The organism is Nocardia sp. CC227C (assembly GCF_030767025.1).
GTDB lineage: Bacteria > Actinomycetota > Actinomycetes > Mycobacteriales > Mycobacteriaceae > Nocardia.
On record NZ_JASITE010000019.1, the window covers coordinates 59,476 to 82,900 of the forward strand.

Below are 23,425 nucleotides of genomic sequence, written 5' to 3' on the forward strand. Positions count from 1 at the left end.
ACAATGGCTTAGTCGGCGGTACCCGGTGGGACTACCCACCGTGTTGGCTGTCTGGTGATTGTCGCGATGATGTCGAAATCGCCGTCATAGTGCAGCACGGTATGACCGTGTCGCTCCGCAGTAGCCGCGATCAGCAGATCAGCGAGTGAGATCGCTCGATCGTTTCCTGACCGGATCAGTTGGATCTGCACCTCGTTGACGCGATCCCAGACCTCGTCGGGCATAGTCAGCCAACCGAAGCCTTGCAGCATGCTGCGCACGAGGTCGAGTTCCGAGGATCGGCGGACGCTGAACAGGACCTCGTACTCGACCGCGCCGCAGACCGCCAACAGGCCGCGGGACGAGAGTTCATCAAGGACCGGTGCGACAGCAGGCTTCGGCCAGCGTGCCAGCGCCGACTTGTCGAGCAGATAGAGCTCAGCGCTCATTCGACTCCACGGTGGGGGCTTCGAGTCCACCCCGCTTCACCCAGTCCGCGAATTGCTCGCGCTTGTGCCGCCGTACGACATCGGCGAGTGCGGCGTTGACGGTCGCCACCTTCTTGGATGTGCCAAGGATCGTCGCGGCCTCAGCCAGCAGGTCGTCATCGACATCTAGAACGGTGCGAGACATGGCCACCTCCACTTGATATCAAAAATCATATTATCAGATATCTAATTTCCGAGATGTGTGGCGAAATGTCTGGCTTAGTCGCGGTTCTGGCGGCGGAGGAGTTCGTTGACGCTGACGGTCCGACCCTCGCCGCCGCGGTGGCGGCCCTCCTCGTCGTCGTCCTTGGCGGCCGGACGGCGGCGGGCGGCGCGGAGGTCGGACATCCACTGTTCGACGCTGCCGCGCGGGCCGCCGCCCTGCGGCCGCTCCCCGGCGGCCGGCGGGATCGGCCGGTGCTCCGGTGCGGCGGCGTCCGGGATCGCCTCGGTCGGCTCGTCCGCGGCGGAACCGACTCGGCGCTGCGGCGCACCCGAACGGCCGGGGGCGGGCTGGTCGGCGGCGGGAGCTCCCGGGGCCGGATGCCGCTGGGCGGGTGGTTGGCCGCCCGCCCGGTGCTCCGGCTCGGGCGGCTGGCCGTGACCCGAACGGCTCGGGTAGGACCGCTCGTCGGCGTCCGGACGACCCGGACCGGACCGCTCGGCGAGGTCCGGACGACCCGGACCGGCGGGCTGGGCCGGAGCCGGATGCTGAGGCGTCGGAGCGGGCGGCTCGCCCGGTGTCGGGTGTGCCTGGGAGAGCGGCTGCCCCGGTGTCGAATGTGTCTGCGCGGGCGGTTGGCCCGGTGTCGGGTGTTCCTGGGCGGGTGGCTGGCCAGGCGTGTGGTGTGTCTGCGCAGTCGGGCCGAGCGGTTGGTGTGCCTGCGCGGGCGGTCGGCCGGGCGGCTGGTGGTCGGTTCCGGCGGCTCCGCCGGACGGGTCGAACCCTGCGCCGGATGCCCGGTCGCCCTGGGCCAGCGGCGGACGGCCGACCTCGGTGGTGCGGCTCGGCTCGTAGCCCGGCCGCTCACCCGGGTGGGCCGATGGCTGCGCGGGCGGCTGCGCCTGCGGCGGTTGCGGCTGCGGCGGTTGCGCGGGCGACTGCGCCTGCGGTGGCTGCGCCGACGGGTAGGGCGTCCGTGCCTGTTGCGGCTGCCGGGGAGCGGCGGGGGGATGCGGCTGGTACAGCTGCGCGCGGGTGGCGGGATGCGGGGGCAGCTTCTCCACACCGGGCGGTGGCAGCACCCGTTCGGCACCCGCTACCAGCGGGGTCGCGGGCGCTACGGTGGAATCGCCCTCCGCCGCCGGGGATGTCGACCGCCGGGTGCTGGGCTGGGAGATCTGCGGCACCGGCCCGCGCGCGGCGGCATCCGCACCACGCGCCATCTCGTCGCCCGCGTGCGACGCACCGCCTTCCGGACTCCGGGGGGCGTCGTCGCCGCGATACCGGCCCGCCTCGTCCGACTGGCCGTCATCGCCCGGCGGGCGTGGGACCGCCGCACCGGAAGCCCGGGGCTCACCGGCACCGGAGTCGAGACCGGACAGGTTGGTCAGATTGGACGCGGCGCGGGGCTGCACGCCGACACCCGGGGCGGGGCCGGACCGGCTCGGATCGTCCGCTGCGGTGGCGCTGCCGGAGTCCGTCGGCCGGGCCGAACGGGTGGGAGCGCCGGCCGCGTCCGAGCCGGGCCGGGCGTCGACCTTCGGGATCGCCCCGGTGGCGCGGGCCACGGCCTCGGCCGCATTGGTCTGGGCGATACCGCCGGAGGCCGTCACCACGGGCAGGACGGTGGTGGAGTCATCCAGCCGCTCGGTCGGGGCCTCGCTGTCCACCATGCGGGGGCGGATCTTGCGGAACGAGCGCGGCTTGGTGGCGGGGGTGCCGTCGGCCAGCGCGGGCATCTGCAAAGTGACGGGGTCGGTGACCGGGGTGGTCTTCACCAGGTCCACCATGTCCCCGCCGCCGGGCCGCTCATCGTCGAGAATGGGTTCGCCGAGGCCGACCTTCTCCTGGACCTTCTTCATCCAGGCCGGAGCCCACCAGCAGTCGTCGCCGAGCAGCTTCATGGTGGCGGGCACCAGCAGCATGCGCAGCACGGTGGCGTCGATGAACAGCGCCGCCACCATGCCGTAGGCGATGTACTGCATCATCACGAGTTCGGAGAACGCGAACGCGCCCGTCACGACCAGCAGGATGAGCGCCGCCGCGGTGATGATGCGGCCGGTCTGGGCGGTGCCGACGCGCACGGATTCGGTGGTGCTCGCTCCCTGCGTGCGCGCCTCCACCATGCGGGAGAGCAGGAACACCTCGTAGTCCACGGATAGGCCGTAGATGATCGCGATGATCAGCACCAGCACCGGCGACATGATCGGCTGCGGCGTGAAGTTCAGCAGGCTCGCACCGTGGCCGTCGATGAAGATCCAGGTGAGGATGCCGAGCGTGGAGCCGAGGCCGAGCGCGCTCATGAGCGCCGCCTTGAGCGGCAGCACCAGCGATCCGAAGGTCAGGAACATCAGGATGGTGGTGACCAGCAGTACCAGCGCGATCATCAGCGGCATCAGGTCCAGCAGCGAGTCGATGCTGTCCATCATCATGACCGGTTGCCCGGTGACCATGACCTCCGCGCCCTCGGGCACCGCCATCGAGCGCAGATAGGCGACGGTGTCCTCGGGATGGGCGCTGTCGGTGACGGTGGCCTCGGAGACCCACACGTTCGAATCGTTCGGCGGTTTGGCCGGAATGCCGAACTGGGAGTTCTTCACCAGTCCGGGAGCCTGATTCGCCTCCGCCAGGATCTGCCCGATATTGCGCGAGTTGTCGGTGACGATGATCAGCTGCACCGGGTCGGACTTGCGCAGCGGGAAGATCTCGTCGAAGTGCTCCTGCGCCAGGCGGGTCGGATTGTCCGGCGGCAGATAGGTTTCGCTGATACCGCCGAACTGCAGGTTCTTCACCGGAATGATGAGCAGCAGCAGCACGATGGTGAGCGGGATGGCGACCTTGAGCGGGTGCTTCATCACCCACGCGGTCATCCGGCCCCAGAAGCTGTTCTCGACCTCGTCGGCGGTCTTGGTCTTGCGAATCCACTTGAGGCCGAGCATGTCCACACGCGGGCCGAGGATGCTCAGCATGGCGGGCAGCACGGTGAGCGCCGACACCATGGCCAGCAGCACCGCGGCGATGGTGCCGTAGGCGACCGACTTGAGGAAGCCCTGCGGGAACAGCAGCATGCCCGCGCTGGCGGCGATGATCATGGTCGCCGAGGACGTCACGGTGCGGCCCGCCGTCATGACCGAACGGCGCACCGCGGCCTTGGTGTCGTAGCCCTCGGCGAGTTCCTCGCGGAACCGGCTCACGATGAACAGGCCGTAGTCGATGGCCAGACCCAGGCCGATCATGGACACCACGGCCGAGACGAACGAGTTCACCTCGGTGAACTTGGTCAGCCCCATGATGATGCCGTTGGAGGCCAGGATGGTGAGCCCGCCGATGATCAGCGGCAGCGAGGCGGCGACGATGCCGCCGAAGATGAAGAACAGCAGCACCGCGACGGCGGGCAGCGCCAGCAGTTCCATGCGCTTCACGTCGCTGGCGATGGTGTCGTTCAGCGTGAACCCGATGGGTTGCAGACCCGCGACCTCGACCTGGACACCCGGAATCTCGAAGGCGCCCTGCACCTGGGCGTAGTTGCGCAGCATCTCGGTGTCGTTGTTGCCCTCGAGGGACAGCGCGGCGAAGGCGTGCTTCTTGTCCTTGCTGCCCGCGACCGACGGGATCCACTCGCCGGTCTCGGTCTGCCAGTAGGCCCCGTTGACCTTGGTGATCAGCGGGTATTCCTCGGGCAGGCTGTTGAGCTTGTCGACGACCGTCCGGCTGAACTCCGGATCGTCGATGGTCTTGCCCTCGGGCGCGGTGAACAGCAGCAGAATGTCGGCGCTGTGGTCGCGGCCGTAGACCTGGTCCTTGAGTTCGGCGGCCTGGGTGGATTCCGAGGTGGGGTCGAACCACCCGCTGGAGCTGAGATGGTTTTCCAGCCCGAACCCGAAACCTCCGAGCGCGAGCATGGCGGCCGTGACCACGCCGAGCACGGCGAAGCGCAGCCGGTAGACCAGGTCGCCCCAGCGGGTGAACACTAAGCGACTCCTTGAGCGGGGCGGGAGGTGAGCAGTGCGGACAGCGGCCGGAAGGGCTGCAGCCACGCTCCCTCGTCGGGCAGCGAATCGAGGCTCACCCTGGGCAGCGGTTCACGGAACACGCCCGGGATGTCCTCCAGATCGATGAACTCGAGGATATCGGACGTGACGGCCCAACTCGCGTGCTCACGGAATCCGAGCACCTGAACGGGAACGCCCGTCGCGGCGATCTCCTCGAGCGGTGCGCGGAACGCCTGTCCGTCCGCGGAGGCGACCATGATGCCCGCCAGGCCCGCGCCGCGACGGCGTAGCTCGATGTGGGCGAGCATATCGCTGTCGACGTCGGAATCCTCGTCGATTTTGGGTTTTGCGAAGACCGCGTAGCCGACATTGCGCAGTGCTTCCACCCACGGCCGCACCACATCGGCGGTGCCGGGCGCGATATTGGTGAAGACGGTGGCTTCGGGTTCGACCCGGCGCGGGCTACCTACCGACAGTTCGGCTGTGCGGGCCAGCAGCCAGCGCCCGAGCGCGTCGAAGCGGGGGCGGTAGGCGGCCGTGGGGCGGCCGCCGAGGATCGCGCCGAGTCCCATATCGAGATTCGGCGCGTCCCAGACCAACAGGACGCGGCGCACGTCCGGGGTGCTGACGCCTAGTGCTGGGGTGCCGGGCACTTCCGCGGAGGGGGTGCCGTGCATTATTCCGGCAACATCCGAGACCTCCGGGGTCATTTCGCTGACACTCATGATTCGATCTTCCCCCAGATGAACTCGTTGATCGCGCTACCCGCGCGGAGTCCTTTGCTTTCGAACTTGGTAATCGGACGTTCGAAACCGATTGGTGCGGTTTTGCGCCAGTCGTCCGAATTGCCCCCGGTCGTCTCATTCAGGCCGATGAGCTGGTGTTCTCCAGCTCCGACCGCGGCGATCCACTCCGCGTAGTCGGCGTGATCGGTAGCGACATGCAACACGCCGCCGGGTTTCAGCCGCGACGCGATGAGCTTCAGTGTGGCGGGCTGGATCAGCCGCCGCTTGTGATGGCGAGCCTTGGGCCACGGGTCCGGGAAGAAGATCCGGACGCCGGTCAGCGACTCCTCGGCAATCATGTGTTCCAGCACGTCCACGGCATCGCCGCGCAGTAGCCGGATATTGTCGATGCCCTCGCGCTCGATGGTCTTCACCAGGATGGCCAGACCCGGCTTGTAGACCTCGATGCCGATCAGGTTGAACTGCGGCTCGTCGAGGGCCATGGCCGCGGTGGCGGTACCGGTACCGCAGCCGATCTCGATGATGAGCGGCGCCGTGCGGCCGAACCAGGCGTCGGCGTCGAGCCGGTCGTCGGACACGTCCTTCCCGATGCGCGGCCACATCCGCTCCCAGGACTCCTGCTGGGACGGCGTGAGCGCGCCCCGGCGGGACCGGAAGCTGGTGACCCGGGGGTAGAGACGGTTGCCGGTGGCCGACCGCGGCCCGGGAACTGACTCGGCAGTGTGGTTCGCGGCGTCGTTCACGGCGTCCATTGTCCAGTATTGGATGTTTAGTGCAGCAATCGACCATGCGTTGCGAGCGCAACCGGTTTTCCGGCGGCCATTTTCGCGATGGTCCCCCCACCTGCGTTTCCGTGACCGGATGCCGGGAAACGAGCGGTAATGCGCGCCCGCGGTCGAATGGGCGCACCGTGATGGGGCACACACGGGCACGGTGCCGGTGACCGGGCGCACCGTCCGTGCCGTCGGCCGGGGTGGCCGGCGCCCCGGCCAGCGGGGTTGCCCCGAAGGCGCAATTCCCGCTTCATGGAGTCGTTTTCGTGACTAGGATTCCGCTGTATTCGCGAAGGGCGCGCGGATGCCGGTACGGGCACGCCGGATTTCAGGGCATTTCTGCCGAAAACACGTGAGTTATTGCGTTGAGCTACAGCGAGATACGCGATGGATGAAGGTCGAAGCGAACTGGAGCTGCTGCTGACGGCGGTCCGCGCGAGCGATACGCCGGTCCCCCCACAACTCGAAGCCGCCGTCCGGCGCTGGCGGCGGCCGTTGCGCATTCAGGTCACCGGGCGCAGCCGTGCCGGAAAGACCACGGTGCAGCGGGCTTTGGCCCTGCTCGCCGCCGAGGAGACACCCTCGGTGGACGTGCCGGGGCAACCCGAACCGGTGCTGGACGGCGATCTCGTCCTTTATATCTTGGCGGGCGCCCCGCACCCCGCGGACAGAGCGGTGCTCGGCACCGTGCCGCCGGAGCGAATCCTGCTGATACTGAACAAGGCCGATGCCATCGGCAGCCGCTGGAGCGATGCCGTCGCCGCCGCCGAGCACTGTGCCGAGGAGTTCGGCGTTCCCGTTCATCCGCTGGTGGCGACCCTGGCGGCGCAAACCCGCTCCGGCATCGTCATCGATGCCGAACTGGCCACCCTGCGCCGCCACCGCGACCATCCGGACCCGACCTTCGCCCTTGTCCCGGAACGGTTCACCGACCCCGCTTTCGGGTCCGATACCGTCGATCGGAAGGCGCTGCTCGCCCGCTGGCCGCTGCCCGGCCTGGCGTGCGCCCTCTCCGCGCTGCGGTTCCGGCCCGAACTGCCCTCGGGGCGGATCGTGCAGATCCTGCACGCCGCCAGCGGAATCGACCCGCTGCACGCCGAGCTGCGCCGGCGTTGCGAATGGCGTGCCGCCCGGCGCGGTGGTGAACTGCTGGACGAGCTCACCCGGCTGGCCGCCTGCCGCATTCCGGCGCGCGACCGCATCGAGACCTACCTCCGGGGCGACGAAGCCCTGGCGCTGGGACTGCGGGCGGGCCTGTCCAGTCCCGCGCTCGCCCGGCTGCCCTCCACCGACCCCGCGCCCACCGATCCGGACCAGGCCCTGGCGCACGCCGCGCACTGGCGTGCGGTCGTCGCCGCCGACATCACACCGGATGCTCGTCGCGCCGCGCTGCGCATTCACGACGGCTACGTCCGCCTGTGGGAACGGTTGACCGATGCCCGACTCTGAACGCCCCGGCACCGCCCACGACACGCGCCGGGAGCCCGCCACCCCGCTGGTCGGTCCGCCCGCTCCGTACGACGAGCCGTTGAGCCGGGGCCCCGTGCGGCGGGAACAGCCGGCGGGTGGAACCACCGGAGAGCCCCGCGAACCCGGTTCCGGGTCGCCGCGCGGGCGGGTGTCGTCCGCGCCGACCGACGGTTCCGTCGCCTCCGATGCCGCGGCCGCCGGACCGGCCGCCTCATCCACTCCGTCCAGAACTGTAAATACTCCGTTCGGAATGTCATTGCGGTCGCCCGGATCAACTCCGTCTGGAAGCGAGAGAACCCCGTTCGGAATGTCTTCTCTGCCGTCCGGACTCTTTTCGATTCCGTACGGATTGGCCGTGCCGGTCGATGCGGCGGCGCACTCCGCGCGAGTCTCCTCCCTGGTGCTGCCGCCAGCGGCGGAAGCCGTTGTGGCGCGCTGGAATCCACAGGGTATGGCGCTGTTGGAGGCGGCGCGGGTCGGCGGTGAGGTGGCCGGTTCGATCACGCTGATCGGCGTCGACGATGCCAACACCGCATTGCTGCGCGCCGAATTGGCGCGCTTCGTACCCCGGCTCGAGGTGTCGGAGCCGGTCGAGGCGCCGTCGCGGCCGGTCGGCGTGGCGCTGGTGCTGTGCGATGCCGCGGCGCCGATCGGGGCGCACACCCTGGACGTGGTGCGGCGGCTGCGGGCGGGCGGTGCGCGGATCGTCTTCGCACTGGGCGGCATCCATGCGCACGACGACTGGCGTGCGGTCCGGGACCGGAACCGGGAGCTGCTGGCCGCGGCCCTCGACGACCGTGCCGGTGTCGATATCGTCCCGGTGTCACCGCAGCTGGCCGCGGCGGCGCGCACCGCCGAGGACGGCGCCGTCGCGGACGCGGCCCTGCTGGATCGCGCCGGTATCGCTCTGCTGCACGCCCGCCTGGCCGCCGCGGCGGGCGCGGTGACCGCCGCCGACCAGGCCGAGGGTGTGCTGCGGCGGGTGCTCGCGGATACCCGTCGACGCATCGGCGAGCAGATCGAGGCCCTGCGGTCGGCCGCCGATACGGCCGCGCTGCGGGAGGAGCGGGTGGAACTGCTGGCCGTCGGCGACGGCGGGCGGTCGATCGGCATGACGGCCCTGCACAATCGGATGCAATTGGCGAAGGTCGATCTCGTGCACGAGGTCGGCGCGCGGATCCGTTCGCTCAATATCGCTGCCCGCGCCGATGTCGAGCGCCTCGGCCGCGCCGAGCAGCGTGACTATCCCCGGAATCTGCAGCGTGCGGTCGACGAGTTGACCACGGAGATCGACGCCGAGATCCGCCACCGGCTCACCGATCTGACCCGGATCGTCGAGCTGACCGTTCGGGCGTTCGCACTGACCGAGGACGAGGACGCCGAGCCCGAGCCGACCATGCGGGTGGCGCAGCGGGTCGCCGCCCCGCCCCGGGTCGGTCCCGATCCGGAGCCGCGCCGTATCGGCGTGGAGGACCGGTTGATGATCGTGGTCGGCGCGTCCGCCGGTTTCGGGCTGGGGCGGCTGATCGTCTCGCCGTTCGCGCTCATGCCCGCGTTGGACTACGCCACCGTTCCGCTGACCCTGCTGCTGGGCGCGGGGGTGGCCGCCTGGTTGGCGCGGGCGCGCGGTCAGCTGGCCGACAAGGCGCATTTGCGCCAGTGGATCGCGGATGCGCTGGTGAATGTGAAGGCGCAGTTGGAGCAGCGGGTGGCCGCGGTGCTGGTGGAGGCCGAGGATCAAATCACAGACCAGCTGGTTCGGTTGGCGACCGAGAATGTGGTGGAAACAGACCGCCGGGTAGGCGAAATCGAGGACCTGCTCCGCGCCGCCACAGCGCGCCGACCAGGGCAATTAGCGGCCTGTGAACGTGACCTTCGCACACTGGAATTCACATAACCGCTGGTCGGCGGTCTCGACCCGATACCGACTGGACAACCCGATTCCTGCACCCGGGATATATGGCGTTAACCTCTATAGCAGGAACCCGGGCGTCCGCTTCGTCCCTGTATGCCGTCCAGCCGGGACGTGCTATCGCGCAGACGGCGGGCGGGGGCCCGACCGCAATCGGTGGCAACAGGTGTCGCGAGCTGGACTCACGCCGGCTCGAGCCATCCGAGGCCACCCATCTCAGGAGAGTTTTCATGACCTCAGCGACCATTCCTGGTCTTCACGATGGCACCGCGCCCACCGAGCACAAGGAACTGCTTGCCTGGGTTCAGGAGGTCGCAGAACTGACCCAGCCCGACCGCGTGGTCTGGGCGGACGGGTCCGACGCGGAGTGGGACCGTCTCACCGAGCAACTCGTCGCCGCGGGCACCTTCAAGAAGCTGAACGAGGCCAAGAAGCCCAACTCGTTCCTCGCGCTCTCCGATCCCTCCGACGTCGCTCGCGTCGAATCTCGCACCTACATCTGTTCGCGCACCGAGGCCGACGCGGGCCCGACCAACAACTGGGTCGATCCGGCCGAGATGCGCGCCACCATGACCGAGCTGTACCGCGGCTGCATGAAGGGCCGCACCATGTACGTGGTGCCCTTCTGCATGGGCCCGCTCGGCGCCGACGATCCCAAGCTGGGTGTCGAACTCACCGACTCCGAGTACGTGGTCGTCTCCATGCGCGTCATGACCCGCATGGGCGCGGCCGCCCTGGAGAAGCTCGGCACCGACAAGCCGTTCGTGAAGGCCCTGCACTCCGTCGGCGCGCCGCTGGCCGAGGGCCAGGCCGACGTGCCGTGGCCGTGCAACGACACCAAGTACATCACCCACTTCCCCGAGGACCGCGAGATCTGGTCCTACGGTTCGGGTTACGGCGGCAACGCGCTGCTGGGCAAGAAGTGCTACTCGCTGCGCATCGCGTCGGCCATGGCGCACGACGAGGGCTGGCTGGCCGAGCACATGCTCATCCTCAAGCTCATCTCGCCGGAGAACAAGGCGTACTACATCGCCGCGGCCTTCCCGTCGGCCTGTGGCAAGACCAACCTCGCCATGATCCAGCCGACCATCCCGGGCTGGCGCGCCGAGACCCTCGGCGACGACATCGCGTGGATGCGCTTCGGCAAGGACGGCCGCCTCTACGCCGTCAACCCGGAGTTCGGCTTCTTCGGCGTCGCGCCGGGCACCAACCACTCGTCCAACCCGAACGCCATGGCCACCATGGAGGCGGGCAATACCGTCTACACCAATGTCGCCCTGACCGACGACAACGACGTGTGGTGGGAGGGCCTGGAGGGCACCCCCGATCACCTGATCGACTGGAAGGGCAACGACTGGTACGAGCGCGAGTCCGAAACCCTCGCCGCGCACCCGAACTCGCGCTACTGCACGCCGATGTCGCAGTGCCCGATCCTCGCGCCCGAGTGGGACGACCCGCAGGGCGTGCCGATCTCGGCCATCCTGTTCGGCGCGCGCCGCAAGACCACCGTGCCGCTGGTGACCGAATCGCTGAGCTGGCAGCACGGCGTGTTCATGGGCGCGACCATGGCCTCCGAGCAGACCGCCGCCGCCGAGGGCAAGGTCGGCACCGTGCGCCGCGACCCCATGGCCATGCTGCCCTTCATGGGCTACCACGTGGGCGACTACCTGGGCCACTGGGGCAATATCGGCAAGAACGCCGACGCCGAGAAGCTGCCGAAGATCTTCTACGTCAACTGGTTCCGCCGCGGCGAGGACGGCCGCTTCCTGTGGCCCGGCTTCGGTGAGAACTCCCGCGTGCTGGAGTGGATCATCGGCCGCATCGAGGGCCGCAAGGACGCCCGCCCGACCCCGATCGGCAATGTCCCCACCGCCGCCGATCTCTACCTCGACGGCCTCGACGTGAACGAGTCCGACGTGGACGAGGCCCTGGCCGTCAAGCCCGAGGAGTGGCGTCGCGAGCTCCCGCTCATCGAGGAGTGGTTCGAGTTCATCGGCGAGAAGCTGCCCTCGGGTGTCCGCGACGAGTTCGAGGCCCTCAAGCAGCGCCTCGGCTGACGCGCGCGCATCGACGCGACCGCCCGCCCACACCACCGCGGTGTGGGCGGGCGATTTCGTTCCACCGCAATCGCTTACGTGCCGGTGTACCCCATGGGCATGAGCAGGGATTTCTGTTCGCAGTAGGCGTCGAGGCCCTCGGGGCCGTTCTCGCGGCCGATACCGGAGTTCTTGTAGCCGCCGAAGGGTGCGCAGGGGTCGAAGGCGTACCAGTTGATGGCGTAGGTGCCGGTGCGCACCTTGGCGGCGACCTCCGCGCCGTGTTCGATATCGGTGGTCCACACCGAACCGGCGAGTCCGTAGTCGCTGTCGTTGGCGATGGCGACGGCCTCCGCCTCGGTGTCGTAGGGCAGCACCGACAGCACCGGGCCGAAGATCTCCTCGCGCGCGATGGCCATGGAGTTCGCGACATCCGCGAAGACGGCCGGCTCGAGGAACCAGCCCGGCAGGTCGTCGGGGCGACCACCACCGAGGACGAGGCGAGCGCCCTCGTCCTTGCCCCTGGCGATATAGCCTTCGACACGGTCGCGTTGCCGCTGCGAGATGAGCGGGCCGAGGGTCGCGTCGGGATCGCTCGGAACGCCGGTCTTCATGGCGCGTACCGCGTCCGCCAGCCCTTCCACGATCTCGTCGTACCGGCTGCGCGGCGCGAGAATACGGGTCTGCGCCACACACGCCTGACCGGAGTTCATCAGGCCGGAGAAGGCGAGTTGGGGCATGCTCGCGGCGATATCCAGGTCCGGCAACAGGATTGCCGCTGATTTGCCGCCGAGTTCCAGCGAGCAGCGTTTGAGCTGACTGCCCGCGCTGGACGCAATCTTGCGACCTACCGCGGTGCTGCCGGTGAAGGTCACTTTGTCCACATCGGGATGGGAGACAAGGTATTCGGAGACCTCCGCGTCGGCGGGCAGCACCGACAGCACGCCCTCCGGTAAACCCGCCTCGGTGCACAGGTCGGCCAGCAGATTGGTGGTCAGCGGGGTGAGCGGTGCGGGCTTGAGCACGACCGTGCAGCCCGCGAGCAGGGCCGGAGCGAGCTTGTTGACGGCCAGGAAGAGCGGCACGTTCCACGCGGTGACGGCCGCGACCACACCGACCGGTTCGCGCGAAACCCGACTGGTTCCGAACGCGCCGACGCGAGTCTCGCTCCAGGGGAAGGACTTTCCGAGTCCGGCGTAGAAGTCGAGGGCGGCCTTGGCCGGAAAGTAGTTGAGCGTGTTGGCGGTCATGGCGGGTGCGCCCATCTCCGCGCTGAGTGCGGCCACCAGGTCGCCGACCCGCTGATCGAGCAGTTGGGAGATCCGGGCGAGGACTTCGGCGCGTTGCTCCGGCGGTGTGGCGGGCCATGGGCCGCTGTCGAAGGCGCGGCGGGCCGCCGCCACCGCGGCGTCGACGTCGGCGCGGCTCACCACCGGCACGCTGCCGACGGTTTCCAGGGTGGCGGGTGAGACGACCGGGACGCGTTCGGCGCTGGCGGGAGCGGTCCAGCGGCCGCCGATGAACAAGCTCTGGTAATTCATAGGAACACGTTACAGTTTTCCGTCGAGGGTTGTCCGGATGATGGTCCGGACTGCTGTCCGGGCGGCGGGCGCGCCGTTCGTGCGGCGTTCGCCGTCGGTGCGCCGAGGTGTGGCCTATGCTCACTGTGGTTTTCGTCTCACGGACCATCGGTCCGGTTGCCAAAAGTTAGCTATTCTTTTCAACTGAGGTTGTTCGCTGCTCGTCTTCGGCATGCGGGTTCGGCCGGGGGGAGCTGAGCCGACTCACGGAAGGCAGGCGATGGCATGACCGATCTGGATCTCGGCGCTTTCGTGCTCCCGGAGATCACCGACCTGCCGGCGGTGGCCGCCGGTACGCCCCTGCATCGGGCCGCGGAGAAATTGCAGCGGGTGCTGCCACCGGGTTGGCGGGTCGAAGTGGTGGCGGGTCCGCAATGTGCGGATCGGGCGGGGCAGCCGGTATTGCGATTGGTCATGGCGGATCGGTGATCATCGAGATCGCCGGGAGCGCAGGGTATTTGAGCATACGTGTGGCAAATACTAGACATTCCTAATTTCGAATTCCAACCTGTCGGTTCGCTTTTCATGAAACGCACTATTGCATTCTGCAGCCGCTGCGAGCATGCTTATAGCTACCGCGGATTGCTCGTTCGATTCATGAACCGTTACGGCACAGGGAGTCCGAGTCATGTCGGTGCAAGTGATCGGAAGATCGCTGATGACCAGCGATCTCACACCGCATCAGGCGAAAAGCGTGGGCGCCGGTGGCTGGGTGGTGTCATTCCTCCCCGGTCGGACACTGACAACCGAGCAAGCGACCGCCGCATTGCGAGCCGCCGAAGCCGTTGCCACGGTCAACGAACTCGCCGGACAGGTCGGGCTCACCGCCATCGAAACAGTGGGGCTCGCAAACCAGGAGTCACCGTGGGGCGAACCCGAATGCACGGGGGGACTGCGCCGACTCTGGCGTCGCGGATGCCTCGAGCGCTGAATTCCGTTTACCGGCGACCACCACCAAATTACTGACCAGCAATTCCCGCAGTCCGGGAATCCGCACCAGCCACCACGCCCAGCGCGGATGGTAGCGCGGGAAGACCGCCAGAATCTCGATATCCGCCGGGGTCGACCGGGCCCACCGCAGGCCGTCCGCGGCACGCACCGCGAACAGCGACCGCCCGAAGCGGTTCTTCGGCTCCCGGCCGTGCTTGCGCCGGTAGCGCCGGGCCGCGTACTCCCCGCCCAGGTAGTGCCACGGGCCGGTCTCGTGCCCGCCGAAGGGGCCGAGCCAGACGGTGTAGGACAGCACCATCAGGCCGCCCGGCTTGGTCACGCGCAGCATCTCGTCGGCCATCACCCACGGCTGCGGCACATGCTCGGCCACGTTCGACGACACACAGATGTCCACCGCGTCATCGCGGAACGGCAGCGCCATCCCGGAACCGCGCACCGCCCCCGGCACCGACAGTCCCGCCGCGTGCATCTCCGAGGGATCCGGCTCGACCGGAAGGTAGCGCGCTCCGGCCTCGGCGAACTCGTCCGCGAAATAGCCGGGACCGCCGCCGACATCCAGCACGACGGTCCCGCGCAGGGAACGACCGGTCAGATCCCGGTAGAAGTCGCCGACCAGATCGGCCGTATCGGCGGCCACGCCCCCGTAGAACACGGCCGGATCCGTCTGCTCGAATCGGAAGCTGCCCAGCAGACGCAGGGACCGCCGCAAGGTAGCGCGACGGGCGAAACGCGGACGTCGCCATCCGGATTGCGCGGCTCGAAGCATGGCGGCCAGTCTCGCACAGCGACCACGGGGCGAAGGCGCCCACCCGGGCGCGGACGGCGGCGATTTCCCGGCTCTGGGCTGGTCAGCTGACCACTGAGGGCCCGGAAATCGAGGTGGGCGGTTATGGTGGAGCCCGTTGTCTGCCCGCATCCATGAGAACGACCTGGAGAAGCCCGTGCGTGAAGTGTTGCTGCTGTGTTGGCGGGACACCGGGCACCCGCAGGGCGGGGGCAGCGAGCGGTATCTGGAACAGGTCGGGGCGCATCTGGCCGCGCGGGGTGTGAAGGTCACGCTGCGCACCGCCGGATATCCCGGGGCCGCCCGGCGGGAACGGATCGACGGCATCGAGATCAGCCGGGCCGGCGGACGCTACACCGTCTACCCGCGAGCGCTGGCGGCCATCGCCCTGGGACGGCTCGGGATCGGACCGCTCAAGCACGTACGCCCGGACGCGGTGATCGACACCCAGAACGGCATCCCCTTCTTCGCGCGGGCCGCGAGTGCCGCGCCGACCGTGGTGCTGGTGCATCACGGGCACCGCGAACAGTGGCCGGTGGCGGGTCGCCTGGTCGGGCGGATCGGCTGGTGGATCGAATCCCGGCTCTCGCCGCGCGTGCACCGGCGCAACCAGTACCTGACGGTCTCACTGCCCTCGGCGGAGGAACTGTCGCTGCTCGGCGTCGAACCGGCCCGGGTGGCGGTGGTGCGCAACGGTGCCGAACCGGTCCCCGCACGTGTCACGCCCGGCTCCGACGCCACCCGCACAGCGCATCCGAGCATCGTGGTGCTCTCCCGCCTGGTGCCGCACAAGCAGATCGAGGACGCCCTCGCCGCCATCGCGGCGCTGCGCCCCCGCATTCCCGACCTGCACCTCGATGTCATCGGCGACGGCTGGTGGGCCGACAACCTGCGCGCGCACGCCGATGAACTCGGCATCGCCGACGCGGTCACCTTCCACGGGCACGTGGACGAGGAACGCAAACACCACCTGCTCGCCCGCGCCTGGGTGCACGTGCTCCCCTCCCGCAAGGAAGGGTGGGGCCTGGCGGTCATCGAAGCCGCCCAACACGGCGTCCCCACCATCGGCTACCGCAGCTCGCGCGGTCTCACCGACTCCATCGTCGACGGCGTCACCGGCCTGCTGGTCGACGACCAGGCCCAACTCGCCGCGGCGGTGGGCGAACTGCTCACCGAACCCGAGACCCGCATCGTCCTCGGCGAGAAAGCCCGTGCCCGCGCCCGCGAATTCTCCTGGGAGCAGACGGGGAACGGGGTGTACGAAGTACTCGCGGCCGTCGCCCGCGGAGAGCGGGTATCGGGGCTGGTGACGGCGGCGACCGCCGAGGTGTAGCCGTCGCCCGGCGGCCGGGGCAGGGGGATGTCGCCCGGCCGCCGGGGCAGGGGGATGTCGCCCGGCGGCCAGGACAGCGGGGCTGCCGTCCGGCGGCCAGGACAGCGGGGTAGCCGTCCGGCCGCAGGGACAGAAGGGTTGCCGTCCGGCCGCAGGGACAGCGGGGTCGTCGTCCGGCCGTCGCAGCGGTTGGCGTCCGGCCGTCGGCGGTTGTGGTCCGGCCGAGGCGTCGTCCCGTACGGCACGTTCTCACCGCCCCGTGCGAGCACTGCTCGGAACGAATCGCGAACATGCTTGCGGGCGTGTGGAAGCCGATGGGACGTCCGAGGAGCACGGGGCCGACCGCCGGGTTCGCATCGGCCGACCGACGGCTCACCGGGATTCCCGAGTGTGACCGGCGGCTCGGTCGGGTTCTCAGGGTGGACCGGCGGCTCGGTCGGGTTCTCAGGGGCGATCGGGAGCCCGGTCGGGTTCTCAGGGGTCGACCGGCGGCCCGGCCGGGCGTGGGGGAGGGTGGTGAACGCGGCGGGGGACGAGTGCTGCCAGGGCTCCCGTGGCGAGCAGGGCCGCCCAGACCAGGTGGGCGGTTGCGGAGATGCGGCGGGTGGTGGGGGAAGCGTCGTGGTCTGCGATCGGGCCGGGGACGCGGTAGAGCTGGAGGGCCGGGGTGTAGTGCACCGGTTCCAGCTGGGCCAGTGTGGTTGTCGATGTGCCCAGCGGGCCGGGGGTGCCGCCTTCGACGAGCACCCAGCCCACGCCCGACCGCGCCAGGTCGGCCGCGGACCCGCCGTGCAGCAGCAGTCGTTCCACCTCGCGGGCGCGGGCGCCCTCACCCGCCACCGTCGCGCCGCGGACCGGTAGCTCGCCGGTTTGCAGGACGTCGCGGCGCAGCATGCGCGGCGCGGGATCCAGCACCGGCGCGGAGCCGGAGTAGCGGAACTTGCGGAACATACCGCCCGGCAGCACCGCCACATCGCCCGGCGCGTCCACCAGCGCGGCGACCTCCCGCCAGGCCGGGGGATAGCGGACCGGCCGCAGCTCACCACCGACACCCCAGGCGAGGTCGGGCAGGGCGGCGATCAGGAGAGCGATGAAAAGCACTGCGACAGCGCCGGTTCGAGACCGGCGGTCATCGGGTGCGGTGGCTTCGGCAGACAGCTTCGCCGGGGCGCTGTCACCGGGTGCGTTCGCGGTTCGGCCGCTGGCAGGCGCATGCGTCCCGGGACCACCGGTGGGGGCAGGTGCGTTCGCCGAGCCGGTTGCGTCCTCGAAGACGCTGTCGGGCTTGCCATCACCGTCCTGGACCGCCGTATCGACGGTCGCGGCGCGTGGTGCGGTGGCGGCGCTCGCAACCACCACGATGGTGCGGCGGTCGCGGAACAGCAGGCCGGCGGCGGCATGGCAGCCGGCGGCGGCGCAGAGGGCGAAGGCGGGCATCGCGAGTGCGACGTATTTCTGGGTGTCGCGCAGCAGCCCGGCGCCCGGAATGTGTTCGATCATGGCTTCGCCGAGCGACAGACCCCAGCCGGTCGCCGCCAGCGCGGGCAGCACGATGGCGGATACCCCCAGTACCAAGAGGATGCGGCGGACCCGCCGGGTATCGCGCGCGCCGGTCGCGACCGCCCGCACGCCGAGGGCGACGATGGTCAACAGCAGCAGGGTGCCGATGACGGCGAAATACGTGGTGCGTGAGTCGGGTACCGCCGTGCTGTTCCAGATGCCGCCCAGCCCGGCCAGACTGCCGAGCGTCCCCAACCCCGGTTCCGCCCGCGCCGCGAAGGCCGCGACCCCGGCCGGGTCCGACGGCTCCGCTCCCGCACCCGACAGCGCGGTCGCGGTGAGCCACGGTGCCGCCGTGACCGCCCACAGACCCGCCGCCCCGAGGAGATTGCGCTGTCCCACCAGCAGGAGCGCCGTCGCGCCGGCGAGCAGCGACCCCGTCGGAGTCAACCCGGCCGCCGCCAGACCGCCGCCGAGCAGCGCCCAGCTCCGCACCCGCTCCCTCCGGCCGGACGGCTCCGCGGCGCGAATCCGCTGCGCCAGCACCGCGATCCACGGCAGCGCCGCGTATCCGGTCAGCAGACTCCAGTGCCCCTGCAGAAGTCGTTCCGCGACATACGGATTCCACACGGCGACGGTCGCCGCCACCAACCGCGCCCCCGGCGGCACCCCCAACAGCTCCCGCGCCAGCACCGCCGCACCCCACCCCGCCAGCCACAGCGCCCCCACCAGAATCCCCTTGACCACCACCCCGCCGTCGAGCGCCGCCGACAGCACCGCGACCGCCGCGTCCTGCGGCACCGCCCGTGGCGCGGCGTCCCCCACACCCAGGGCCGCGTCCGTCAGATAGGAGCGCGGCGTGCTCACCGCGTCCCGCAGCAACAGATACCCCGACCCCAACAGCGGCCCGACCACCACCAGCGCCAGCACCAGGCTGTACCCCGCGGCCACCCACCGCCACCACCGCTCCCGGTCCACCACCGCATTCACGCCCAGCACCCTACGTTCATTCACGCTCCGTCGAACCGACCCACCGCCGACGCGCGCGTGTGCGCCCGGACCGCCCGCTTGTCCGACCCACCGTCCACGCGGGTACGGCCGCGTCCGTACGCGTTGTTCGGCCGGTCGCCGACCTGTGTACGGCCTCGCTGCGCCCGTGCTCACCGTGTGCGGCGCACCGCATTCGCTGTCCGGCCTGTGTCATGGTGGGGCCGACCCCCACGGCGAGCGGGCGGGACATCGGCGGGTGGTATCGGGTCGGCGGTGCGGTGGTGGCCCGGGTCGGGCGGGGGTGCATTCGCCGATTTCGGGCGGGGTGGGGCCGGGGTGGGGGGATGCGGGTGGGAGCATTGCCGTTGTGTCCGCTGTACGCCGTCTGCCTGTTGTCGCGGATCTGACGTTGGTGACGGTCGGGGCCATGACCGCGAATGTCGCGGGCTATCTGCTGCAACTGCTGGCCAGCCGGTGGCTGGGGGTGTCGGGGTACAGCCCGTTCGCGAGTCTGCTGGCTGTGCAGCTGCTGTGTGCGGTTCCGGCGCTGGCCCTGCAGAACGTGGTGGCGCGGGAGGTGGTGCGGGGGGCGGGGATCGGTGCCGCGCGCGGGCTGGCGTGGCGCTGCGCGGCCCTGGTGGCCGGTGTGGCGGTGGTGCTGGTGCCCGTGGTGAGCGCGGTGCTGAAGGTCGGTGTCGGCGCGTCCGCCGCCGCGCTCGGCGCCGCGCCGGTGCTGGTCCTGCTCTCCGGTGAACAGGGGATTCTGCAGGGGCAGCGGCGCTTCCGCGAGCTGGCCACCGTACTCGGCGGCGCGGGTGTCGCCCGGGTGACGCCCGCGATCATCGTGCTCGCGATGGGCGGTGGCACCGCCGCCGCGCTGTGGGCGGCAGCGGCCGGTATCGCCGTCGCGGCCGGCTCGGCCCGCCTCGTCGCCGGTACCGGCGACGGTGATTCGTCGCGGGAGGGGATCCGGTCGCGACCGGCAGCCGACAGCGTGTCCGCGGGGACGGCCGGACAGGAGGCGGGGGTGGTGGCGGTGCTGCGGGCGGCGCAGTTGCAGGCCGCGCTCATGGCGCTGTCGTCGGCTGACCTGATCGTGTCCCGCATCGTGCTGGAGACCGACGATGCCGGTAGGTATGCGCTGGGTGCGGTGGCTACCAAGATCGCGTTCTGGCTGCCGCAGGCGGTGGGCGTGGTGCTGTATCCCCGGATGGCGCAGCCGCAGCATTCGGCGCAGACGGTGCGTTCGGCACTCGCGGTGCTGTCGGCCATCGGGATCCTCGCGGTGGCGGGGGCGGCGGTGGCCGCCCCACTGGCCCCGCTCTTCGCGGGCCAGGACTACGCCCCGGTGCAGGGCCTGCTGTGGCTGTTCGCGCTCGACGGCGCGCTGCTGGCGGTATTGCAGGCCGCCCTGCTCTCCGCCATCGCGGCCGATCGCACCGCGCCCGCCGCCCTCACCTGGCTGGGCTTGGCCGCCGGGGTGGCGGCCATGCTCACCCTCGCCCACTCCGTGCTCGGGCTCATCACCATCGCGACCACTACGGCGGCGATCACCACCGCCGTCATCGCTGCTGTCGCACTCGGCGCGACCCGCCGCACGCACCCGGTCTCGGATCCCGCCTGACGATTCGCGTCCTTCCGTACGCTGGGCAGCCGCGGTCGCGTCGCGCGATTACGTTGGGCAGCCGCGGTCGGTCGCGGTGCCCGCGTTCGGATATCGGCACAAAACGACGGCGGCTCCTCACCGTCGCAGGTGGGGAGCCGCCGGTTCGGGATCAGTCCGAGATCAGGGCTTCTTCTCGGTGTCGATCTTGCCGATATCGATCTGCTGCGTCGGTGCGTCGGAGTACGCGTCACCGGAACCCGGTCGCGGACCGGAACCCGAGCGGGCCGCGCCGCGGCGCACCGGATCCTTGCCGCCGCCGAGCAGGCCCAGCACCAGACCCGCGATCAGGGCGATGGCGCCCAGGACGCCGAAGATGATCGGCATGACCCGGCCGTAGAGCGCCAGCTTGTCGGTGTTCTCCTTGGCGACCGCGATCTGCGACTCGATGGTGTTCTCGTCGAAGACCAGGTCGCCCTTGAGCACGGTGACCTCGGGGTTGTCGGCACTGCGCGCGTAGTACTGGTAGATCTTCTCGCCGCCCTTGATGACGGTGCCGGTATCCGGCTCCACCCACACGTCGCGGGTGTTGGTGTACCAGCGGGTCATGGTGACCGGTTCCTCACCCTCCAGGCCCCACTTGGCGGCCGGCAGGCTCAGCTTGTTGGTCGGCGAGTTGACGACGGTGGAGAGGTCGACGGGCGGGATCGTCTGCGAGAAGTGGTAGACCTTCGTGTTGTTGATCTCCGTCTCCTCGACGAACTCGATGTCGTAGGTCTGCCGCGCGTTGACGTCGAAGTACGGGTACGTCTTCTTCTCGGTGCCGATCGGGAAGCGGTACTGCAGACCGGTGTGCTGGACCGGGTCCATCACGGTCTGACCGTTCTTGTCCACGGTCGCGCCGATCGCGCCGTTCGGGCCGCCCTCGACCTCGTCGACCGGCATACCGGTCTTGCGGTCCACGGTGACGCGGTCGATGGACGCCGTCAGCAGGCCGGTGTCGCCCTGCTTGTCGGTGCGGCGCAGGGTCTGACCGGCTTGGATGGTCAGGATCTCCGCGCTGACCGGCTCCTCGATGGTCAGGAAGCGCTGCGAGAACAGCGGCACGTTGGTGTCGACCTTCGCCGCGCCCTCGGGGGAGGTCAGCGACTTGGCGTCGAGGACCTCACCGGTATTCTCGGGTCCATTGGTCGCGACAGTGGTGATCTCCAGGTCGAGCGGCGTCTTGGCGAGCTGATTGACCGTATAGGTGGGGATCATCACCGCGGCGACGAGCAGCATCGCGCCCAACCCCACGAGTAGGCAGGCTACTGTCCTTCTGGTACCGGCACTCAGTGCCATGCAGGTTCTCCTCGTCGTCGAACAGGTCGTTCCGGCGCGGTACTGCGGTCGCCGCGCAGCACGCGTGAGCCCCGACACTAACAGTCCGGTCTGCCCTTACGCTGCGCCGAGGCCGGAAATCCCCGCGAAACGGCCCCAAGTCAAACACGGAGTGCTCACATCAGGCCAGACAAGGCACACTGGATCGCGATGACCACGACCCTGCACCCGTCCTCCGAACCCCCCCGACCGGTCGGTGAAGAAGCCGAATCCGCCGAGGTGGAGGGTGCAATCGAGTCGAATTCCGCACCCGTCGGCGCGGCCGCCGACACCGCGGCGCCGCGGCGAGGCGATTCCACCGCCGCGACCGACGCGGCCGACACCGACCCGACGCCCGCGACATCATCTGCTTTCGCTATGGCACCGCGACGCGGCGACTCCGCGCAGCCCGCGGCCGCGAGCACGCCTGCGCACCGTGGTATCGACGAGCGCGCGGCCGCAGCCGAGCCGGACACGGCACACCGGGCGCGGACATCCCCGGCCCGCCGCGAAGCTGTCCCAGCGGCGAGATCCGCGGGGAGCGGAGCCGCTGGGGGCACGCCGCAGTCCGCCGCGCCGAGTGGAATCGAGGGGAGTGCGGCCGACCGCGCCGCGAACGGGGCCAGCGAACCCGGTGCGGCCTCCGCCGCCGTCGCGCGGCGGCGGTCCGGATTCCTGCCCGCCTTGGAGGGCATGCGCGGGATGGCGGCGCTCGGTGTGGTCGTCACCCACGTGGCATTCCAAACCGGGGCGACCAGTTTGCCAATGGCGGGGCGTGTGCTGGAGCGGTTCGACATGGCCGTGGCTGTGTTCTTCGCGCTGTCGGGATTCCTGCTCTGGCGGCCCCACGCCGCCGCGGCGCGCGGACTCGGCACCGCGCCCACCGCGCGGCGGTACCTGCTGCATCGTGCGGCCCGCATCCTGCCCGCGTACTGGGCGGTGGTCTGTGCGGTGCTGATCCTGCTGCCGACCGCGGCGAGCACCGCCGGATTCCGGGTGTGGTTGGCGAATCTCGGCCTGGTGCAGGTGTTCGTGCCGCTCACCCTGACCGACGGACTCACCCAGATGTGGAGTCTGTCGGTGGAGATGGCGTTCTATCTGCTGCTGCCGCTGCTGGCCGTCGCAGTGGCGTGGCTGCGCGGGGAGCGGGCCCGCTGGCGGGTGCCGGTGCTGCTGGTGTTCGGAACGCTGTGTCTGACCTGGAATCTCATCCCGGTGCCGACCCCGGACGCGATCAACTCCGACAACTGGCTGCCCGGCTACCTGCCGTGGTTCGCCGCGGGCATGCTGCTGGCCGAACTCTCCGACCTGGCGGTGCCGCGCCTGCGCCGCCTCGCCGGCAACCCGTGGATCCTGTGGACGGTCGCGGCGGCGGCGCTGCTGCTCTCGGCCAGTGATCTGGGCGGGCTGCCCGGACTCACCCGCGGAGCGCCCTGGCAGTACGTCATGAAGATGGCCTTCGGCGCGATCATCGGCTTCACCCTGCTCGCTCCGCTGGTGCTGCGCCCCGACATCCGCCACCGCTGGCTGGAGAGCCGCACCGCGGCCCTGCTCGGCCGCTGGTCCTACGGGGTCTTCCTCTGGCACCTGGCCGTGCTCTCCATCGTCTTCCCGGTTTTCGGCATCGTCCCCTTCAACGGCGACTTCCCCCAGGTCCTCCTCCTCACCGTCGCCCTCACCCTCCCCCTGGCCGCCGCCAGCTACGCCCTCATCGAAGACCCCGTCCGCCGCTGGGCGCGCCGCTTCGGCTGAACACCGAGGGGGAA

General features: G+C 70.0%; 16 protein-coding genes. 7 read left to right on the forward strand and 9 right to left on the reverse strand.

Features of this window, described 5'->3' with window-relative positions; translation table 11 throughout:
• Positions 1–8: 8 nt before the first annotated feature.
• The 5 genes from QMO76_RS30050 to trmB form a co-directional block, all read right to left on the reverse strand.
• The gene (locus QMO76_RS30050) at positions 9–428 is read right to left on the reverse strand and encodes a PIN domain nuclease (protein WP_306364719.1); all 420 of its coding nucleotides are present in this window, start codon (positions 426–428) and stop codon (positions 9–11) included.
• Positions 418–612 carry a type II toxin-antitoxin system VapB family antitoxin gene (locus QMO76_RS30055; RefSeq protein ID WP_306364720.1) on the reverse strand — a complete coding sequence of 65 codons (195 nt, stop codon included), beginning with the start codon at positions 610–612 and terminating at the stop codon, positions 418–420. Before QMO76_RS30055 ends, QMO76_RS30050 begins: the two co-directional genes overlap by 11 nt.
• 74 nt (positions 613–686) lie before the next feature.
• The gene (locus QMO76_RS30060) at positions 687–4,601 is read right to left on the reverse strand and encodes an MMPL family transporter (RefSeq protein WP_306364721.1); all 3,915 of its coding nucleotides are present in this window, start codon (positions 4,599–4,601) and stop codon (positions 687–689) included.
• Positions 4,601–5,347: an NYN domain-containing protein gene (locus QMO76_RS30065; RefSeq protein ID WP_306364722.1), complete on the reverse strand. Its 747-nt coding sequence runs from the start codon at positions 5,345–5,347 to the stop codon at positions 4,601–4,603. The genes QMO76_RS30060 and QMO76_RS30065 overlap by 1 nt, the downstream gene beginning before the upstream one ends.
• Positions 5,344–6,120 carry a tRNA (guanosine(46)-N7)-methyltransferase TrmB gene (gene trmB / locus QMO76_RS30070; protein WP_306364770.1) on the reverse strand — a complete coding sequence of 259 codons (777 nt, stop codon included), beginning with the start codon at positions 6,118–6,120 and terminating at the stop codon, positions 5,344–5,346. The genes QMO76_RS30065 and trmB overlap by 4 nt, the downstream gene beginning before the upstream one ends.
• A 408-nt stretch (positions 6,121–6,528) precedes the next feature.
• Here trmB and QMO76_RS30075 point away from each other — a divergent pair, with 408 nt between their 5' ends.
• The 3 genes from QMO76_RS30075 (at position 6,529) to QMO76_RS30085 (ending at position 11,580) form a co-directional block, all read left to right on the forward strand.
• Complete coding sequence (locus QMO76_RS30075; RefSeq protein WP_306364723.1) at positions 6,529–7,590, forward strand: hypothetical protein; 1,062 nt, start codon at positions 6,529–6,531, stop codon at positions 7,588–7,590.
• A gap of 376 nt (positions 7,591–7,966) precedes the next feature.
• Entirely contained in the window at positions 7,967–9,508 is a 1,542-nt protein-coding gene (locus tag QMO76_RS30080) for a hypothetical protein (RefSeq protein ID WP_306364724.1), read from the forward strand.
• A 245-nt stretch (positions 9,509–9,753) separates the two neighbouring features.
• On the forward strand, positions 9,754–11,580 hold the full coding sequence (locus QMO76_RS30085; protein ID WP_306364725.1) for a phosphoenolpyruvate carboxykinase (GTP): 1,827 nt from the start codon (positions 9,754–9,756) through the stop codon (positions 11,578–11,580).
• Between the two features lie 74 nt (positions 11,581–11,654).
• Here the strand turns inward: QMO76_RS30085 and QMO76_RS30090 are convergent, their stop codons facing one another.
• Positions 11,655–13,100: an aldehyde dehydrogenase gene (locus QMO76_RS30090; RefSeq protein ID WP_306364726.1), complete on the reverse strand. Its 1,446-nt coding sequence runs from the start codon at positions 13,098–13,100 to the stop codon at positions 11,655–11,657.
• A gap of 264 nt (positions 13,101–13,364) precedes the next feature.
• Here QMO76_RS30090 and QMO76_RS30095 point away from each other — a divergent pair, with 264 nt between their 5' ends.
• On the forward strand, positions 13,365–13,568 hold the full coding sequence (locus QMO76_RS30095) for a hypothetical protein (RefSeq protein WP_306364727.1): 204 nt from the start codon (positions 13,365–13,367) through the stop codon (positions 13,566–13,568).
• 430 nt (positions 13,569–13,998) lie between these two features.
• On the opposite strand, the gene QMO76_RS30100 is transcribed toward QMO76_RS30095, so the two are convergent.
• Positions 13,999–14,856 (reverse strand): bifunctional 2-polyprenyl-6-hydroxyphenol methylase/3-demethylubiquinol 3-O-methyltransferase UbiG, encoded by an 858-nt coding sequence (locus tag QMO76_RS30100; protein ID WP_306364728.1) that lies wholly within the window; start codon positions 14,854–14,856, stop codon positions 13,999–14,001.
• 175 nt (positions 14,857–15,031) lie between these two features.
• Between QMO76_RS30100 and QMO76_RS30105 the strand changes: the two genes are divergently transcribed.
• The gene (locus QMO76_RS30105) at positions 15,032–16,207 is read left to right on the forward strand and encodes a glycosyltransferase family 4 protein (RefSeq protein WP_306364771.1); all 1,176 of its coding nucleotides are present in this window, start codon (positions 15,032–15,034) and stop codon (positions 16,205–16,207) included.
• 474 nt (positions 16,208–16,681) lie between these two features.
• Here QMO76_RS30105 and QMO76_RS30110 read toward each other — a convergent pair whose 3' ends face one another.
• The gene (locus QMO76_RS30110; RefSeq protein WP_372342121.1) at positions 16,682–18,688 is read right to left on the reverse strand and encodes a hypothetical protein; all 2,007 of its coding nucleotides are present in this window, start codon (positions 18,686–18,688) and stop codon (positions 16,682–16,684) included.
• A 436-nt stretch (positions 18,689–19,124) separates the two neighbouring features.
• Between QMO76_RS30110 and QMO76_RS30115 the strand changes: the two genes are divergently transcribed.
• Positions 19,125–20,321 carry a polysaccharide biosynthesis protein gene (locus tag QMO76_RS30115; RefSeq protein WP_306364730.1) on the forward strand — a complete coding sequence of 399 codons (1,197 nt, stop codon included), beginning with the start codon at positions 19,125–19,127 and terminating at the stop codon, positions 20,319–20,321.
• Between the two features lie 162 nt (positions 20,322–20,483).
• Here QMO76_RS30115 and QMO76_RS30120 read toward each other — a convergent pair whose 3' ends face one another.
• Positions 20,484–21,641 carry a DUF3068 domain-containing protein gene (locus QMO76_RS30120; protein ID WP_306364731.1) on the reverse strand — a complete coding sequence of 386 codons (1,158 nt, stop codon included), beginning with the start codon at positions 21,639–21,641 and terminating at the stop codon, positions 20,484–20,486.
• A 711-nt stretch (positions 21,642–22,352) separates the two neighbouring features.
• On the opposite strand from QMO76_RS30120, the gene QMO76_RS30125 reads away from it, so the two are divergent.
• Positions 22,353–23,411: an acyltransferase family protein gene (locus QMO76_RS30125; RefSeq protein ID WP_372342122.1), complete on the forward strand. Its 1,059-nt coding sequence runs from the start codon at positions 22,353–22,355 to the stop codon at positions 23,409–23,411.
• Positions 23,412–23,425 lie beyond the last annotated feature (14 nt).

Coding starts and splice junctions, on each gene's coding strand:
- QMO76_RS30050 (WP_306364719.1), bottom strand. CDS start 428: ATGAGCGCTGAGCTCTATCTGCTCGACAAGTCGGCGCTGGCACGCTGG.
- QMO76_RS30055 (WP_306364720.1), bottom strand. CDS start 612: ATGTCTCGCACCGTTCTAGATGTCGATGACGACCTGCTGGCTGAGGCC.
- QMO76_RS30065 (WP_306364722.1), bottom strand. CDS start 5,347: ATGAGTGTCAGCGAAATGACCCCGGAGGTCTCGGATGTTGCCGGAATA.
- trmB (WP_306364770.1), bottom strand. CDS start 6,120: ATGGACGCCGTGAACGACGCCGCGAACCACACTGCCGAGTCAGTTCCC.
- QMO76_RS30075 (WP_306364723.1), top strand. CDS start 6,529: ATGGATGAAGGTCGAAGCGAACTGGAGCTGCTGCTGACGGCGGTCCGC.
- QMO76_RS30085 (WP_306364725.1), top strand. CDS start 9,754: ATGACCTCAGCGACCATTCCTGGTCTTCACGATGGCACCGCGCCCACC.
- QMO76_RS30090 (WP_306364726.1), bottom strand. CDS start 13,100: ATGAATTACCAGAGCTTGTTCATCGGCGGCCGCTGGACCGCTCCCGCC.
- QMO76_RS30095 (WP_306364727.1), top strand. CDS start 13,365: ATGACCGATCTGGATCTCGGCGCTTTCGTGCTCCCGGAGATCACCGAC.
- QMO76_RS30100 (WP_306364728.1), bottom strand. CDS start 14,856: ATGCTTCGAGCCGCGCAATCCGGATGGCGACGTCCGCGTTTCGCCCGT.
- QMO76_RS30115 (WP_306364730.1), top strand. CDS start 19,125: ATGACCGCGAATGTCGCGGGCTATCTGCTGCAACTGCTGGCCAGCCGG.
- QMO76_RS30120 (WP_306364731.1), bottom strand. CDS start 21,641: ATGGCACTGAGTGCCGGTACCAGAAGGACAGTAGCCTGCCTACTCGTG.
- QMO76_RS30125 (WP_372342122.1), top strand. CDS start 22,353: ATGCGCGGGATGGCGGCGCTCGGTGTGGTCGTCACCCACGTGGCATTC.